Source organism: Achromobacter sp. 18P8.1.1, assembly GCF_057799415.1.
Map to the genome: position 1 here is coordinate 12,128 of NZ_JBYOKH010000061.1, position 16,148 is coordinate 28,275.

The window sequence follows — 16,148 nt, forward strand, 5'->3', positions numbered from 1 at the left end:
TTTCGCGCCGTTGAACGCTCTTTCAGAACCCCCTTCTTCGGCCGAAACCCCTTGGCGCATCCTGCCTCAGGGCGACCGCTGCCTGATCATTTCCTTCGGTGACCGGATCGACGCCGCGATCGGCAGGACCTGTCTGGCCGCGGCGCGCAAACTGCGCGACGCGCGATTGCCCGGCGTCACCGATGTGGTGCCCTCGTTCGTCGCGGTGGCGGTGCATTACCGGCCCGACGGGCTGGGCAACGGCCCCACCTGTGCCAGCCTGACGGCCCGCATCGGCGCCTTGCTGGCCGACGGCGTCATGGCCGATGCCCTGGACGGCCGCCAGATCGACATTCCCGTCTGCTACGGCGGCGAGCACGGCCCCGACCTGCCCGACGTGGCGCGCGCGGCCGGCGTGACGCCAGACGACATCATCGCCCTGCACAGCCAACCCCGCAGCATGGTGTTCATGCTGGGCTTTGCGCCCGGCCACGCCTACCTGGGCGTGCACGACGAAAAACTGAATATCCCGCGCCGCCCCTCGCCACGCACTGCGGTGCCCACCGGCGCCGTGGCGGTGGCCAACCGGCAGACCGTGATCTACCCGAACCGGCTGCCCGGCGGCTGGAACATCATCGGCGCCACGCCGTTAACGCTGTTCGATCCCGCCCGCGAGCCCGCCTCCCTGCTTCAACCCGGTGATTCGGTCCGATTCGTGCCGATCAGCCCGCAGGAATTCGACCGCATCCGGGAAGCCCGGCCATGAGCGTGACCGTGATCAAGCCCGGCATGCTGTCCAGCTTCCAGGACCGCGGCCGCGACGGCTACCAGCATGAAGGCATCCCCGCCGCTGGCGCCATGGACGAACGCGCGCACCGCCTGGCCAACGCCCTGGCGGGCAACGCGGGCGACCCGGCCACGCTGGAAATGACCCTGATAGGCCCTACGCTGCGTTTTGACGCGCCCGCATGCTTCGCGCTGGCTGGTGCCAACCTGGGCGCGACCCTCAATGGCCAGGACATCCCCGTGCACCGCCCGCTGGTGGCGCACGCGGGCGATACCCTCGCTTTCGGCGCCCGCCCGGCCGTGGGCGCGCGCGGCTATCTGGCGGTGCACGGCGGTTTTGCGCTGGCCGCCGTCATGGGCAGCGAAACCACCTACCTGCGCAGCGGCTTCGGCGGATTCCAGGGCCGCGCGCTGGCCAAAGGCGACCAGATCCCGCTGCGCGCGCCGCTCACCGAACACGACCTGGATGCGCTGCAGTCGGCGCTATGGGATATCGGCGCCTATCTGCCCGGCACGCTGCGCGGGCAGCGCCGCGGCGCCATCCGTTTCCTGCCGGGCACGCACTGGGACGCATTTTCGGCTGCAGCTCGGCAGGCTTTCACCGACGCGGAATTCCGCATCAGCCCTCAATCCGACCGCATGGGCTATCGCTTGCTGGGCCCGGCGCTGTCCATGGACACGCCACGCCAGATGCTGTCGGAAGCCGCCAGTTTCGGCACCGTGCAGGTGCCTGCAGGCGGCGAAGCCATCATCCTCATGGCCGACCGGCAGACCACGGGCGGCTATCCCAAGATTGCGCAGATCGCCACCGTGGATCTGCCCGCGCTGGCGCAGTGCGCGCCCGGCCAGGCCCTGCGCTTCCAGCTGATCGAACTGGACGAGGCGCAACGCCTGGACGGCGAGCGCGAACACGCATTCACCCAACTGCAAGTGGCGCTGGAACCCCTGCGCGCGCTGCTGGCCCCGGCAACAAGGAAACTGCAATGACTTCCCGCATCGATATGAACTGCGACATGGGCGAAAGCTATGGCGCCTGGACCATGGGCAACGACGCGGCGGTGCTGCAATACGTCAGCTCCGCCAACATTGCCTGTGGCTTTCACGGTGGAGATCCCGCCACCATGCGCAAGACGGTCGCGGCGGCGTTGAAGCAGGGCGTGGCGCTAGGCGCGCATCCCAGCCTGCAGGACCTGGCGGGGTTTGGCCGCCGCGTCATCCAGATCACGCCAGACGAAGCGTATGACATCGTGGTCTACCAGATCGGTGCGCTGGCCGGCGTGGCGGCCTCGCAAGGCGCTCGGCTGCATCATGTGAAGGCGCACGGCGCGCTGTACAACATGGCCGCCCGCGACGAGGGCCTGTCGCGCGCCATCTGCCAGGCGGTCAAGGATGTGGACGCCTCGCTGATCCTGTACGGACTGGCGGGCAGCAAGCTGATCGACGCGGCGCGTGCCATCGGCCTTGCAGCCGCCAGCGAGGTGTTCGCCGACCGCTCCTACCAGGACGATGGTTCGCTGACGCCGCGCACGCGCGCCGGCGCCATGATCGAAGACCTGGACCGCGCGGTGGCGCAAGTGCTGGGGATGGTGCGCGAGGGCAAGGTGCGTTCGATCGACGGGCGCGACGTGCCCGTCCAGGCCGACACGCTCTGCATCCATGGCGACCAGCCCAACGCGCTGCTGTTCGCCGACGGCATTCGCCAGGCACTGGAACAAGCGGGCATCGAGGTCCGCACGCCAGCCCGGGTTTGAATCCCCCGGCCGGCCGGTGTTGAACCGGGCGGGGACCGGGTCAGGCCCGGCCGTAGCGCGGCGCCAGGTCTTCGGCAGCCTGTTCGGCCGCGTCGCGGTACGACTGCAGGATGCCGGGCAGCACTTCCACGACATAGCTGCGCGTCAGCTCGGCCGCGCGCTCGAAATCGCGGCCGGCCAGGGCTTGCGTGATGCCCTGCGTGTAGACCTGCAGGGTGTTGGTTTCCATCGAGCGCCTGGCCAGCAGGTAACGCAGCGGCTCCACCTGTTCGTAGAGCTTGCTGAGCATGCTGGTCAGCGGCGTATTGCCCGTGTAACGGGCCCCCGCCAGATAGAACTCGCGCGAGGCCGCGATGCAGGCGCGAATGTCGCGCTTGGCCACCGCCGCCGCAATGGCGTCGTCATAACTGCGCAATTCAGCCACCAGCGGCGCCAGGTCGCGCATGTCCGCCAACTGGCGGATGCAATACGCCTCCAGCTCCGCGCGCAACATGTACAGGTGGCGGATCTGCGTTTCGGTATAGAGGGTGACCCTGAAGCCCTTGCGTTGGATATGCGTGACCAGGCCGCTCAGTTCCAGCAGCCGCAGCGCTTCCCGGATGGGGCTGCGGCTGGTGCCGAAACGCTGCTCTAGTTCTTGCTCCCGCAAGGGCTGCCCGGGCCGGATAGTGCCATCCACTATCAACTCACGAATCTGTTCCTGAAGGAAATACGGAATCGTGGCGGGCGCTTTGACGTCCAATCGGCTCCCCTTGTACTGCGCGATGCATGTATGAGACAGCGAGAAGATACTAGAAATCTATTGAAACACAAATAAGAATATTGTTGCAGAGGCGAAACCGCGCTCTGATAGGCCTTTGAGGGCGGTTCAGTGCCAATCGTCGCGGTAGACGAACTTCGGCATCTGCCAATTGAAGCGCAGGGCCAACAGGCGCAAGGCCAGGCCGACTGCCAGCGCCAGGGGTACCGCGGCATTGGCCGACAGGCCCAGCGACTGGCCGCCCAGGTACAGCGCCCCGGTCACGACCGATACGCTGGCGTACAGCTCCTTGCGGAACAGCAGCGGCACTTCGTTGCACAGCACGTCGCGCAGCACCCCGCCTGCGCAACCGGTGATCATGCCGCTGATCAGCACCACCGTGATCGGCAGCTGCATCAGCTGCGCCACCTGGCAGCCGATGACGGTGAACGCCACCAGTCCCAGCGCGTCGGCCAGCAGGAACACGCTGCGCAGGCGCCGCATGACGGGTGCGATCAGCGCGGTCAGGATGGCGGCGCCGCCCGTCATCCACAGGTATTCGGGGTGGACGACCCAGGTCAGCGGGTAGTGCCCCAGCAGCACGTCGCGCAGCGACCCGCCGCCCAGCGCCGTCACGCAGGCGATGATGCAGACGCCCATCCAGTCCATGTCGCGCCGGCCCGCCGACAGCGCCGCGGTCATGGCTTCGGCCACGATGGCGACGAGGTACAGCGTGTGCAGCAAGGCGGGTGAAATATCGGAGAACATGGGGAAAGGCAGGGATAAGACAGTAATCGGGCCGGAACGGGCCGGGCTCAGGATACGGCAGGCCCCATTGTATTGATCCTGATCTGGCGCAAGCCGGCATTGCCTGCGGGCGCCCCATCCCGTACGCTGGACCGTGCGTTGATATCAATCAATCCCCGGCCCGCGTCGCGGCGGGACAATGGGGACATGCCCTGACGGGCGGTAACAGCCAGGCGACGCGGACGCGGGAGCCGACAGCCTGGCGTCAACCGGGAGATAACGTATGACACAGCAAACTGGCCCCATCCTGTTGGCCACCGACCTGAGCGCGCGGGGCGACCGCGCCCTGGACCGCGCGCTGCAGCTCACCAAAGCGCTCAACACCAAGCTGATCGTCCTGCACGTCATGGAAAGCCATTCCACGTCGGCCCGCCTGACCACTCCGGTCTGGCGGCGCCTGTCCTCCGACCACAAGGCCCTGGCCGAACGCGAGCTGGCCGAAGACCTGGCCGCGGCCGACGTGCCGTTTGAAGTCGTCGTGGTGTCCGGGGATCCGCTGGCGCACATCATGGAAACCGCCGACAGCTTCGGCTGCTCGCTGATCGTCACCGGCACCGCCCGTGACGAGACGCTGGGCCGCCTGCTGCTGGGCACCACCGTCGAAAAGCTGGCCCGCCAGGCGCGCCAGCCCGTGCTGGTGGTCAAGACGCGTCCGCGCAAGCCCTATCACGACGTACTGGTCGCCACCGACTTCTCGCCCGGCTCGCGCCAGGCCCTGCGCGCGGCGCTGCAACTGGTGCCCGATGCCAACCTGACGCTGTTCCACGCCTATGACGTGCCCTTCCAGGGCAAGACCGTGCCCGACGACGCCATCACGCGCAGCTTCTACAAGGGCGCCGAGCAAAGCGCGCGGGAATTCACGGCCGACACGCCGGAACTGGCCGGCCTGACCCCGAACATCGTGCTGGAACCCGGCCAGCCCGAAACCGTGCTGTCGGAATACTCGTTCAACCACCGGTCCGATCTGGTCGTGACAGGCACCCACGGCCGCACCGGCATCCTGCGCACCGCCATCGGCAGCGTGGCCGAACGGCTGCTGGAATCCCTGCCCAGCGACGTGCTGATCGTCCGGCTGACGTAGGATGGGTGAAGCGCGCGCAAACCGCCACGAGAAGCAAACCTTCCAGCGCGCGCAACCCATCGGGCGGTGATGTTTTGGCGATTCTGGGTGCAGCGTTTGGGGGCTTGCGCCAGGACGTTCTTGGCGGCGTCCGCCATCGCGCGTAGGCGGCTCGATGGGTTGCGCGCGTAGTTTTATGCCTGGTCGCCCTGCCGTTCCATGGTGTCGATCGTGCCGCGCAGGACCTTCAGCAGCACCAGGCCGGGCAATGCGATCAACACCGTCAGCAGGAAAAAGCCCGGCCAACCCATGTATCCGACCAGAGGCGGCGTGAGCGGTCCGGCCAGGTAGGTGCGGCCCACCGCCGACAGCGCCGACAGCAGCGCGAATTGCGTGGCCGAGAACCGCTGGCGGCACAGCGCCATCAGCAATCCGACGAAAGACGCGGTGCCCAGCCCGCCGCACAGGTTCTCGATGCCGACGCCCGTCGCCATCAGCCACAGGTTCTTCGGGCTGATCGCGATCAGCCAGTACGCCAGGTTCGATACGGCCTGCAGCAGGCCGAAGACCATCAGCGACCGGTACAGGCCCCAGCGCGACATCAGCGATCCACCGGCCAGCGCGCCCACGATGGTGGCGGCCAGCCCCAGCACCTTGTTCACCGTGCCGACTTCGGTCGGCGTGAAGCCCGCGCCGCGAATCAAGAAGGTGGTGGACAAGGCACCGGCGAAGGCATCGCCCAGCTTGTACAGCACGATCAGCAGCAACACCGCCAGCGCACCGCGCCGCGTGAAGAATTCGTGCAGCGGTTCGCCGACCGCCGCGCGCAGGCTGCGCGGCGCGCGGGCGACGTGTTCGGGTTCGGGCGCCAGCAAGGTGGCCACCGAGCACAGCAGCATCAGGCCGCCCATCAGCACATAGGTGTAGCCCCAGCCGATCCACTGGTCCGCCAGGATCAACGCCAGCCCGCCGGAGGCGATCATGGCCAGCCGGTAGCCCATTACCTTGATGGCGGCGCCGGCGCCGCGTTCCTCCTTGCGCAGCACGTCCGTGCAATAGGCGTCGAACGCAATGTCTTGCGTGGCGGACAGGAAGGCCACCAGCACGGCCAGCATGGCAAGCGGCATCAACGCCGCCGACGGCGACAGCATGCCCATTGCCATGATGGTCACGGCCAACAGCAATTGCGTCACCAGCATCCAGCCGCGGCGCCGCCCCAGCAAAGGCGGCACAAACCGGTCGACCAGCGGGGCCCAGAGGAATTTGATGGTGTAGGCGGTGCCTACCAGGGTAAGGAAACCGATTTCCTGCAGCGGCACGCCTTCGACGGTGGCCCAGGCCTGCAAGGTTCCGCTGGTCAGGGCCAACGGCAGTCCGCTGGCAAAGCCCAGGACCAGCAAGGGGGCCACGCGGGGGCTGGTGTAGACGTTGGATACAGCGGTAATGACGGTCTCCTGAAACTCAGCCGGCGCGGCGCAACAGGCATTGCGCCGCGGGCTTCCCGGCATTTTAGGGCCAGTCGGTCCGCGCCGTCAGGACGATCGGTGTCGGAATGTCAGGGGGACGCGAAGCGGTACACCGCCAGCGTGCTGCGCCAGCTGGGGAACAGCTTCACCTCGCGGCCTTCGTTGAAGGTCGCGCGTTCCAGGATGCGCACGTCCACGACGCCGGCCAACTGTTCAAAGTCGCGCAGCGTGCACAGGTGGATGTTCGGCGTGTTGTACCACTGGTAGGGCATCTGGCCCGTCACCGGCATGCGGCCGCGCAGGATGGCCCAACCATGCGGCCAATAGCCGAAGTTGGGAAACGACACGATGCCGTAGCGCGCCACGCGCGCCATTTCCCGCAGGATGTGCTCGGTGCGGTGCATGGACTGCAAAGTCTGCGACAGCACGACGGTATCGAACTGCTTGTCGTCGAACAGCGCCAGGCCGTCTTCCAGGTTTTGCTGGATCACTTCGACCCCGCGGCGCACGCAGGCGATCACGCAGGTGTCGTCCAGTTCGACGCCCGCGCCGCGCACCTGGCGGTGGTCGCGCAGGTGCGCCAACAGCGCGCCGTCGCCACAGCCCAGGTCCAGGACGCGGCTGCCGGGTTCGATCCAGCCGGCGATGCGCGCCAGGTCGGGCCGCAGCGCGCTGTGGGCATAGCGGGGGGTCACAGGGGTCATTCGGAGCGTCCTTCGGTCGGGGCGGCAGCGCCGCCAAGCCCAAGCTCGCGCGCGATGCGTTCGTAATAGCCACGAACCACGGCATGGTAGCGCGCGTCTTCCAGCAGGAAGGCGTCGTGGCCATGCGGCGCGTCGATTTCGGCGTAGGTCACGGGGCTGGCGTTCTTCAGCAGCGCGCGCACGATCTCGCGCGAACGCTCGGGCGGAAAGCGCCAATCGGTCGAAAACGACACCAGCAGGAAGTCGGACTTGGCCGGCGCGAGCGCGCGCGCCAGATCGCCGCCGGTCGTGCGGGCCGGATCGAAATAGTCCAGTGCGCGCGTGATCAGCAGATAGGTGTTGGCGTCGAAGTATCGGGTGAATTTTTCGCCCTGATAGCGCAGGTACGACTCCACCTCGAACTCGACGTCGTAACCGTAGTGGTACGCGCCGTTCTCGGCGGGCGCACGTTGCGCGCGGCCGAATTTCTCGGCCATGTCGTCGTCCGACAGGTACGTGATGTGGCCGATCATGCGCGCCACCGACAGGCCGCGGCGCGGCACGGTGTCTTGCGCGTAGTAGTCGCCGCCGTGGAAATCCGGGTCGGTGATGATGGCGCGGCGCGCGACTTCATTGAAGCCGATGTTCTGCGCCGACAGGCGCGGCGTGCTCGCGATCACCACGCAATTGGCCACGCGATCGGGCAAGGTGATGGCCCAGCTGAGGGCCTGCATGCCGCCCAGGGATCCGCCCATCACCGCCGCGAAGCGTTCGATGCCGAAGTGATCTGCCACGCGGGCCTGCGCGCGCACCCAGTCTTCCACCGTCAGCACCGGGAATGCGGCGCCCCAGGGCTTACCGGTGGCGGGGTTGATGCTGGCCGGGCCCGTCGACCCGAAGCACGAGCCCAGGTTGTTGACGCCGATCACGAAGAAAATGTTGGTGTCCACCGGCTTGCCGGGGCCCACCATGTTGTCCCACCACCCCACGTCGCTGGGGTTGTCCGCCGCTTGCCCCGCCACGTGGTGCGAGGCATTGAGCGCATGGCAGATCAGGACCGCGTTGGTGCGCTGGGCGTTCAACGTGCCGTAGGTTTCCACGGCAAGTTCGTAGGCGGCCAGCGACTGGCCGCTAAGCAACGGCAGCGGCTCATCGAAACGGATGAAAGTGGGTGCGACAAGACCGACGGAACCGGGATCAACGGAGTCGGAAGTCGTGACGGTTGCGGGAACGAACCCGCTGGCCGAATCACCGGCCAAATGTTGGGCAGGAGTGGTCATACGGACCTCTTTAGCTGGATTTATTGGAAGGCGCCCGCAAGCGGATCAGGCAAATCGGCGCCGAAATATGGGTAATGCAATCTGTACTGCGAAAAGAATTCTAGCACTGCTTGCGAACGCGGCCATAGCCCGCCGGCCGGTGGGACAATAGCTTTACCGGCGGCGCCCCCCACCGAACGCGGCGCGCCCCCCTGACAGGAAGGATATGGCTCACATCTATCTGGACGAACTTCAACACCTGGCGGCGGCCGGCCTGGCCGCCGCTGGCGCCAACCCGGCGATGGCCGACAGCACCGCCCGCGCGCTGGTCTTCGCGGAAAGCCAGGGCCTCAGTTCCCATGGCCTGTCGCGCGTGCCGTTCTACGCCGGCCACCTGCGCGCGGGCCGCGCCATCGGTTCGGCCGTGCCGCGCATCGTGCACGAGCGCGGTGGCGCCGCGCTGATCGATGCGGGTTCGGGCCTGGCGTTTCCGGCCTGCGCCCTGGCCGTAGAAGAGGCCGCCACCCGCGCCCGCGAACACGGCATCGCCTTCGTCGGCGTCGCCAACAGCCACCATTTCGGTGAAGCCGGCTACCACCTGGAAGCCTTGGCCGATGCCGGGCTGGTGGCGCTGGCGCTCAGCAACTCGCCGGCCGCCATGCCCGCCTGGGGCGGCAAGCGGCCGCTCTTCGGCACCAACCCTATCGCCGCGGTCTTTCCCCGCCGTAACGGCGCGCGCCTGGTGATCGACCTGTCGCTGTCGCAAGTGGCGCGCGGCAAGCTGATGATCGCCGCGCGCGACAACCAGCCCATTCCGCTGGGCTGGGCGCTGGACGCGGACGGCCAACCCACGACCGACCCCAAGGCGGGCTTGGCGGGCAGCATGCGGCCCGCCGGCGGCGTCAAGGGCGCGATGCTGGCGCTGATCGTCGAACTGCTGGCCTGCGCCCTGACCGGCGCACACTTCGGTTTCGAGACGGAGTCGTTCTTCGTCGACGCGGGCGGCCCTGCCCGGCTGGGCCAGGCTTTCATGGCGATCGACCCCGGCGCGCTGGCCGGCAACAACACCTATCTGGAGCGCGTCGAAACGCTGGTCGACGCCATGCTGGAGGACGATGGCGTACGCCTGCCCGGCGACCGCCGCCGCAAGCTGCGCGACGAAGCGGTCAAGCACGGCGTGGACATCCCCGACGCGCTCATGGCGCAACTGCGGACGATGGCGGGCGTGGCCTGACGCGCCCCTGGGTTGAACGCCCGCGCCTATGCCCCGGCGCGGGTGAACCACAGCATCAGCGGCGCCAGCAGCAGGAACACCACCGTGGACACCAGCACCGCGCCCGCCGCGGTGTCGCCCAACGGGGTGTAGCGCTTGGCGTACATGTAGCTGACCACCGCGCAGGGCATCGCCATCTGCAGCGTCAACGCCCCCGCCAGGACGGGCTCCAGATCCAGCGCCCACACCACCGCCAGCCCCGCCGCCAGGCCAACGCCTAACCGGATCGCGCCCACCTTGGCGCCGTCGCGCAGACCGTTGGACGGGATCAGCGCCAGGGCGTGGCCCAGGCTCAGCAACATCAGCGGCACCGTTACCGCGCCCAGCATCCGGGCCGTCTCGATCAGCCATTCCGGCACGGGGATGTGCAGCATGCGCAGCCCCACCGCCACCACGGACGCCAGCAGAATGGGGCTTTTCCAGCTGCCCTTGGTGTTCACCCCGGGCAGCAGCCGCACGGCGATCGTGTGCATGACGAACGAGTTCACCGCAAAGAAGGCCACCGCCACCGACAGGCCGGCGTCGCCGAAGGCCAATTGCGAAATCGGCAGGCCCAGGTTGCCGGCGTTGGGCAGGAAGGCCGTGGGCAGCAAGGTGCGCACGGGCAGCTTGCACACCTTCAGCAGCAACGCGGCGACCAGCGCGCACAGCAGCAGCGCCAGCAGCGTGGCCGCGGCCACGTCGGCCAGCGCGCGGTCGTCCAGGTGGGTGGTGACGAAGGTATGGAACACCAGGGCCGGCGTGGTCACCGACGTCACCAGCGTGGTGATGAACGCACCGCCGAAGGGAATGTCGCGCTTGCCCCAGAACACCCCGATGCCCACGCAGAACAGCAGGGGCAGCATCAGCACAATGGCTGAGAGGTAGAACTGGGTGATGGCCAACATACGACTATTCCGTCAGAGATAAAGAGTTTGATGCACTGCGGCATCAATGCTTGCCTGCCGGCGGCGCGAGCCGCAGCATGGGGACGACATGTTAACTACCGGGCGTCCCCGCCCCCAGCCGCCATGACCGCCATCCGCCGCTTGTCCGCGTACCGCCCGTTGTTGCAGGCGTCTCTGCAAGTGACGTCCCAGCCCATGTCCGCCCTGAACCCGCCGATCTCTCCGCTGACCTCGCTGTCTGCGCCACCGGTCGCCAAAATGCTGTCCGACCGCCAGGCCGCCTGCCTGTACTGGTCCGCCGCGGGCAAGACCAGCTGGGAAACCGCCCGCATCTTGGGCGTCAGCGAAAGCACGGTGAACTTCCATTTGCGCAACGCCTGCGCCAAGCTGGGCGTGCGCGGCCGGCGGGCCGCGGTGGCCGCGGCGTTGCGCCAGGGCTTGCTGGACGCCGTCACGGCTTGATGGGCTTGGCCGGATTGATCACCACTGACCGCAGGAACTCGCGCGCCCGTTCGGCCGGCAAGCTTTCCTGCGTGCCTGCAGCCACCGCCTCGATCAGCATGGTGTCGGTCACCCAGACCTTGGCCTGCAGCCACCCCGGCTTGCCCATAGCCTTGCCGTGTACCTCGATTTCCTGCCCGTAGGCCGGCCATTCCGTGGGTGGCGGGGCCTGCATGTTGGCGTATAGCGAAGCCATCAGCGCCCGGCCCAGCGCCTGTTTGGCGCTCGGGTCCGCCGCGATCTCCGGCGGCAACGGGGCCGACCCGACCGCGAACACGGCTTCCCCCACGGTGGCGGTCGCCAGGGTAAAACGCAAGGTATGGGTATCCAGGCGCAGGTCGCGAGAGTCCGTCATGACCCGGTCCGGGAATGCCGCCCGCACGTGGCCGTCTGCCACATCGACTTCCCGCCAGTTGTAACGCGGCGAGCAGGCGGCCAGCACCAGCGCCAACCCCACAAAGAAGCCGGCTTTCTTGAACATGAAACGAAACAGCGATGAAATCGTCATTACCCGAGGACCTGGACGGTCTATCCATTTCAAGGAATGCAGAAATTGTCGCCGATTTCCATGACCCCAGCGCCCGACGGCACCCCATTGGCGAATTATGTCTGGCCTGCCGCCCCGAATGTGCCCCCGCCGATCACGGGTCCAGGCACGCCCAGCGTCTATCTGATGCATGGGCTGAGCGAGCACGCCGGGCGCTATGACCGCCTGGCCCGCTGGCTGGCCGCCCGCGGCTGGGCCGTGGGCGCGCACGACCATCGCGGCCATGGCCGTTCGGGCGGCCCGCCCGCCACGCTGAGTCACCAGGAAGACCTCGTCACCGACGCCGTCGACCGGCTGCGCGCCTGGACCCAGGCCCAGGGCCGTCCGCCGATCCTGCTGGCCCACAGCCTGGGCGCGCTGGTGGCGGTGCGGATTGCGCTACGCCGCATGGCGGAACTGGACGCCCTGGTGCTGAGTTCGCCGCCATTCGTGGTTCACGTGCCACAGTGGGTGCGCCGCACCCTCACCTGGATGTCACTGCATGCCCCCGACCTGCGGGTTCCCCACGGCTTGGCGCCGGCCCGCATCTCGCACGACCGCGCCGTGGTGAAGGCCTACCGTTCCGACCCGCTGGTGCGGCGCCGCATGACGGGCAGGCTGGCGCGCTTCGTGGACGACGCCGGCCAGGAATCGCTGCGCGAAGCCGGGCTGCTGCCCTGTCGCACTCTGCTGATGGTGGCGGGCGACGACTCCATCGTCGCCGCCGAAGGCAGCCGCCAGTTCGCCCAGCGCGCCCCCGCTGAATTGCTGACGCTGCGCTGGTACGACACCGCCTGGCACGAGATCTTCAATGAAACGGCCCCTATTTCCGATCCGGTTTATGCTGACCTGGACGAGTGGCTGGCGCGCACGGCCCAGGCATTGTCCCTGCGCCCAGTACTGGCTCCCTCGGCACAGGAGGCCGGCACCCCGTAAAATCCCGCGACAGACCCAAACGAGAAGAATCCGTGACTGATACCGCCGCCAACCGCCTCTCCCGCCTAGAGGCCAACCGCTCGCTGCTGACCCAGACGCTGCGAGGCATCGAAAAAGAAGGCCTGCGCGTGGACGAGCAGGGCATCCTGGCCCGCACCCCGCATCCGGCCGGCCTGGGTTCGGCGCTGACCAACGAACACGTCACGACCGACTACTCCGAATCGCTGCTTGAACTGATCACGGGCACGCACACGGATGTGGACGCGCTCTTGGCCGAACTGACCAACACTCACCGCCACGTCTACAGCGTGCTGGACCATGAGCTGATCTGGAATCAGTCCATGCCCGCCACCCTGCCCGCCGAAGCGGACATCCCCATCGCCTGGTACGGCAAGTCCAATACCGGCATGCTCAAGCACGTGTACCGCCGCGGCCTGGCTGAACGCTACGGCAAGACGATGCAATGCATCGCCGGCGTGCACTACAACTTCTCGTTGGCCGAAGACCTGTGGTCCGTGCTGGACACGCAGCCGGGCTCGGTGCAAGACCGCCGTTCGCGCGGCTATATCGGACTGATCCGTAACTTCACGCGTTACTCCTGGCTGCTGATGTACCTGTTTGGCGCGGCGCCCGCGCTGGCCAGCGACTTCCTGCGCGGCCGCGAGCATCCGCTTGAGCGCCTGGGCGACCACACCCTGTACCTGCCCTACGCCACCAGCCTGCGCATGAGCGACCTGGGTTACCAGAACAAGGCGCAGTCGCAGTTAAAGCTTTGCTACAACGACCTGGACACGTTCCTGGGCCGCCTGTACGACGCGGTGACGCAGCCCTGGCCCGATTACCAGAAGCTTGGCACGCATCGCAACGGCGAATGGATCCAGCTGAACACCAACGTGCTGCAGATCGAAAACGAGTACTACTCCAGCATTCGCCCCAAGCGCGCCACCGGCCGCTGCGAACGCCCCATCACGGCCCTGGCCGAACGCGGCGTGCAATACGTGGAAGTGCGCTGCCTGGATATCGACCCGGATTCGCCCGTGGGCATCGACGCCAGCACCAGCCGCTTCGTGGATGCGTTCCTGCTGTATTGCACAACGTCGGACAGCCCCTTCTTCCCTGCCAACGGCTACTGTCAGCGCAGCGCCGACAACTTCTCCACCGTCGTCAAGGAAGGCCGCAAGCCCGGCCTGATGCTGGACCGTGAAGGCCAGCCCGTGGCGCTGGCGCAATGGGGCCACGAATTGCTGGACCAGATCGCGCCGTACGCCGCGCTGTTCGATTCCGCATTGGGCGGCAGCGCCTACGCCGAGGCCCTGGCCGCGCAGCGCGCCAAGCTCGACGCGCCGGATGCCACGCCGTCGGCCCGCCTGCTGGAATCGCTCAAGCGCAGCGGCCTCTCGTTCCATGACTATTCGCTGCAGCAAAGCCGCAAGCACGCCGAGGCGCTGCGCGCGCAGGCGCTGCCCTCAGACCTGGCGGCGGCCTACGAGCAAGCGGCGGCGCAGTCGGCGATGGAGCAGCAACGCCTGGAGCAATCGGACACGGTGGATTTCGCCACCTACGTCGCGCGCTACCACGAGGCGCTGAAGGCCCCGCGCAAATAAGGCGTATCGTTAGGGTTTTGGTTTGCGGCGCCTGCCTGACCGGCGCCGCAAACCGCGTCCGTCACTCAGGAGGTTTTTTCCATGCGCCGCACTGCAACATTCTTGCTGGCCTTGGCAGCCAGCATGGCGGGAATCGCCCATGCCGCGCCGCCGGCCATGCAGACCGTGGAATCGGTGGACCTGAAACGTTACGCCGGCATGTGGTACGAAATCGCGAATTTCCCCATGTTCTTCCAGCGCAACTGCGTGGGAGACACGACTGCCGAATACACCGCGCATGCCGATGGCACCGTGGGCGTGAACAACCGTTGCCGTACGAAGGATGGCGATGTGGATTCGGCCTCGGGCACCGCGACCGTCGTGGAAGGCAGCAACAACGCCAAGCTTGAAGTGACGTTCGTCAAGCCGTTCAAAGGCGATTACTGGGTGATCGGCCTGGACCCGGAATACCGCTGGTCCGTGGTCGGCACGCCCGACCGCAAGTACCTGTGGATCCTGTCGCGTTCGCCGCAACTGCCCAAGGAAGAACTCGACAAGGCGCTCGCCGCCGCGACGGCGCAAGGCTATCAGCTGGATGAGCTGCGCTACACGCCGCAGAAATAGCGCGGATCCTGCCGAACGCGATAGCACCGGTCGTGTCGACCGCGCTATCCGTACGATGATCCTCATCGCGCAATCCGTAGGATGGGTGGAGCGCGAGAGTCTTCATTCAAGGACTCGACTATCCAGCGCGCGCAACCCATCACGCAGCCGATGCGTTGTGGCTGAACCGGCTAAACACTCACCGTTGCTTGATGGGTTGCGCGCGCTGAGCATTCAGGTGCTTGGCTCGATCCTCTCGCGCTACACCCATCCTACGAGCATCCATCACGAGCGATGAGCGGCAATCAGCCCGACGAGCATCCGTCAGCCATATAAGGCAATCAGCCCGCGTAGTCGCGCGCCAAGCGAACCACCGTCACGCCGGGCTTCAGTTGGCGTAGCGACGGCATGATCAGCGTGCAGTCGTCGTAAGGCGTCACGATCGGCTGGCCATCCGCCCAGCCGATCACGGATCCCGCCTTTGCCAGCGTTTCCAGACCCGTCCAGGCCTCCGAGAACCGCAGGTCCATCGAGGGCGCGACGACCGCATTCGTCACTTCCAGCACGCGCTGCGCGGCAGGGTCCGGCAGCAGCCAGCCGGCCGGCACGTCGGCGGCATCGATCACCCCGGACTCCACCAGCATGCGCGCCACCATGTCGCGCGCCACATCGCGCGAGGCCAGCTCGCCGTGGAACCCGCATTCGATCAGCAAGGCGCAGGCATCTTCGCGCGCGGGGTCGCCGAACTGAGCGAAGTCGCGCATACGCACGCCGTCTTTGTGGCCCGCGTCCACGATGACGTGTTGCGGCGCCTTCAGGCGACGCGCCAGCGCGATGTTGCGCGGCAGGACGCCGGTCAGCAGCAAGGGCGCACCCGGCTCATGCATGGAATGCAAGTCCAGCAGCCAGTCCGCGCGCTGCACCCAGGGGCGCAGCGCAGCACCACGGTGGCGGTCGGGCGTCGTGGGGTTATCCAGGCGCTCGGCACTCCAGACGCGGTTCATGTCTTCGGCCACGAAACGCGAGGCGTCGTGGTTGGCGTGGTCGAAGCGGTCGAACGCGTCCAGGTTGCAGAAGGCCAGCGTCAGGCTGCCGCGGCGCGGCTTCACGCCGGCGGCCAGCAAGTCCTTCAGTGCCCAGGCGCCGCACAGTTCGTTGCCGTGCACCAGCGCGGACACCATCAGCGCCCGGCCCGGCACGCCCGAATCAAAATGCCAGACGCCCGGCGTATCGGTGTTGCCGGCGCGCTCGGCGCTCAGGTCGGGAACGGGAAGCTTGAATTCCATGATGATGTCCGCTTGTCTGCCTG

At 67.2% G+C, this 16,148-nt stretch carries 17 protein-coding genes and 1 riboswitch; of the genes, 9 read left to right on the forward strand and 8 right to left on the reverse strand.

The window, feature by feature from the left end:
- Positions 1 to 10: 10 nt before the first annotated feature.
- The 3 genes from pxpB to AC27VE_RS27080 are packed head-to-tail and all read left to right on the forward strand — an operon-like array spanning position 11 to position 2,516.
- On the forward strand, positions 11 to 745 hold the full coding sequence (gene pxpB, locus AC27VE_RS27070) for a 5-oxoprolinase subunit PxpB (protein WP_488705484.1): 735 nt from the start codon (positions 11 to 13) through the stop codon (positions 743 to 745).
- Positions 742 to 1,752 (forward strand): 5-oxoprolinase subunit C family protein, encoded by a 1,011-nt coding sequence (locus AC27VE_RS27075; RefSeq protein ID WP_488705485.1) that lies wholly within the window; start codon positions 742 to 744, stop codon positions 1,750 to 1,752. The genes pxpB and AC27VE_RS27075 overlap by 4 nt, the downstream gene beginning before the upstream one ends.
- Positions 1,749 to 2,516, forward strand: coding sequence for a LamB/YcsF family protein (locus AC27VE_RS27080; RefSeq protein ID WP_006227209.1), 768 nt, complete (start codon positions 1,749 to 1,751; stop codon positions 2,514 to 2,516). The genes AC27VE_RS27075 and AC27VE_RS27080 overlap by 4 nt, the downstream gene beginning before the upstream one ends.
- 40 nt (positions 2,517 to 2,556) lie before the next feature.
- Here the strand turns inward: AC27VE_RS27080 and AC27VE_RS27085 are convergent, their stop codons facing one another.
- Positions 2,557 to 3,258 (reverse strand): GntR family transcriptional regulator, encoded by a 702-nt coding sequence (locus AC27VE_RS27085; RefSeq protein WP_006227210.1) that lies wholly within the window; start codon positions 3,256 to 3,258, stop codon positions 2,557 to 2,559.
- A gap of 126 nt (positions 3,259 to 3,384) precedes the next feature.
- Positions 3,385 to 4,023, reverse strand: a complete 639-nt coding sequence (locus AC27VE_RS27090) for a trimeric intracellular cation channel family protein (protein ID WP_035214041.1) — start codon at positions 4,021 to 4,023, stop codon at positions 3,385 to 3,387.
- A 262-nt stretch (positions 4,024 to 4,285) separates the two neighbouring features.
- Here AC27VE_RS27090 and AC27VE_RS27095 point away from each other — a divergent pair, with 262 nt between their 5' ends.
- Positions 4,286 to 5,143 carry a universal stress protein gene (locus AC27VE_RS27095; RefSeq protein ID WP_006227212.1) on the forward strand — a complete coding sequence of 286 codons (858 nt, stop codon included), beginning with the start codon at positions 4,286 to 4,288 and terminating at the stop codon, positions 5,141 to 5,143.
- 173 nt (positions 5,144 to 5,316) lie between these two features.
- On the opposite strand, the gene AC27VE_RS27100 is transcribed toward AC27VE_RS27095, so the two are convergent.
- The 3 genes from AC27VE_RS27100 to metX form a co-directional block, all read right to left on the reverse strand.
- A complete protein-coding gene (locus AC27VE_RS27100) occupies positions 5,317 to 6,630 on the reverse strand; it encodes a muropeptide transporter (protein WP_272938473.1) in 1,314 nt (437 codons plus the stop codon).
- A gap of 47 nt (positions 6,631 to 6,677) precedes the next feature.
- The gene (gene metW, locus AC27VE_RS27105) at positions 6,678 to 7,292 is read right to left on the reverse strand and encodes a methionine biosynthesis protein MetW (protein ID WP_006227214.1); all 615 of its coding nucleotides are present in this window, start codon (positions 7,290 to 7,292) and stop codon (positions 6,678 to 6,680) included.
- A complete protein-coding gene (gene metX, locus AC27VE_RS27110) occupies positions 7,289 to 8,551 on the reverse strand; it encodes a homoserine O-succinyltransferase MetX (RefSeq protein WP_175216775.1) in 1,263 nt (420 codons plus the stop codon). Before metX ends, metW begins: the two co-directional genes overlap by 4 nt.
- A riboswitch (SAM riboswitch) is annotated at positions 8,541 to 8,622 on the reverse strand. Its footprint overlaps the gene before it by 11 nt.
- A 134-nt stretch (positions 8,623 to 8,756) precedes the next feature.
- On the opposite strand from metX, the gene AC27VE_RS27115 reads away from it, so the two are divergent.
- Positions 8,757 to 9,764 (forward strand): Ldh family oxidoreductase, encoded by a 1,008-nt coding sequence (locus AC27VE_RS27115; protein ID WP_488705486.1) that lies wholly within the window; start codon positions 8,757 to 8,759, stop codon positions 9,762 to 9,764.
- Between the two features lie 26 nt (positions 9,765 to 9,790).
- Here the strand turns inward: AC27VE_RS27115 and AC27VE_RS27120 are convergent, their stop codons facing one another.
- Complete coding sequence (locus AC27VE_RS27120) at positions 9,791 to 10,690, reverse strand: AEC family transporter (RefSeq protein ID WP_006227217.1); 900 nt, start codon at positions 10,688 to 10,690, stop codon at positions 9,791 to 9,793.
- A 258-nt stretch (positions 10,691 to 10,948) separates the two neighbouring features.
- Here AC27VE_RS27120 and AC27VE_RS27125 point away from each other — a divergent pair, with 258 nt between their 5' ends.
- Positions 10,949 to 11,152: a helix-turn-helix domain-containing protein gene (locus AC27VE_RS27125; protein ID WP_035214062.1), complete on the forward strand. Its 204-nt coding sequence runs from the start codon at positions 10,949 to 10,951 to the stop codon at positions 11,150 to 11,152.
- On the opposite strand, the gene AC27VE_RS27130 is transcribed toward AC27VE_RS27125, so the two are convergent.
- A complete protein-coding gene (locus tag AC27VE_RS27130) occupies positions 11,142 to 11,699 on the reverse strand; it encodes a hypothetical protein (protein WP_427957158.1) in 558 nt (185 codons plus the stop codon). The genes AC27VE_RS27125 and AC27VE_RS27130 overlap by 11 nt on opposite strands.
- Positions 11,700 to 11,759: 60 nt before the next feature.
- On the opposite strand from AC27VE_RS27130, the gene AC27VE_RS27135 reads away from it, so the two are divergent.
- From AC27VE_RS27135 to AC27VE_RS27145, 3 genes are all read left to right on the forward strand, one after another.
- Positions 11,760 to 12,653, forward strand: coding sequence for an alpha/beta hydrolase (locus AC27VE_RS27135; RefSeq protein WP_052017940.1), 894 nt, complete (start codon positions 11,760 to 11,762; stop codon positions 12,651 to 12,653).
- A gap of 32 nt (positions 12,654 to 12,685) precedes the next feature.
- Positions 12,686 to 14,257, forward strand: a complete 1,572-nt coding sequence (gene gshA, locus AC27VE_RS27140; protein WP_488705487.1) for a glutamate--cysteine ligase — start codon at positions 12,686 to 12,688, stop codon at positions 14,255 to 14,257.
- 81 nt (positions 14,258 to 14,338) lie between these two features.
- The gene (locus AC27VE_RS27145; RefSeq protein WP_088591006.1) at positions 14,339 to 14,860 is read left to right on the forward strand and encodes a lipocalin family protein; all 522 of its coding nucleotides are present in this window, start codon (positions 14,339 to 14,341) and stop codon (positions 14,858 to 14,860) included.
- A gap of 320 nt (positions 14,861 to 15,180) precedes the next feature.
- Here AC27VE_RS27145 and AC27VE_RS27150 read toward each other — a convergent pair whose 3' ends face one another.
- Complete coding sequence (locus tag AC27VE_RS27150; RefSeq protein ID WP_488705488.1) at positions 15,181 to 16,125, reverse strand: M14 family metallopeptidase; 945 nt, start codon at positions 16,123 to 16,125, stop codon at positions 15,181 to 15,183.
- Between the last annotated feature and the right edge of the window lie 23 nt (positions 16,126 to 16,148).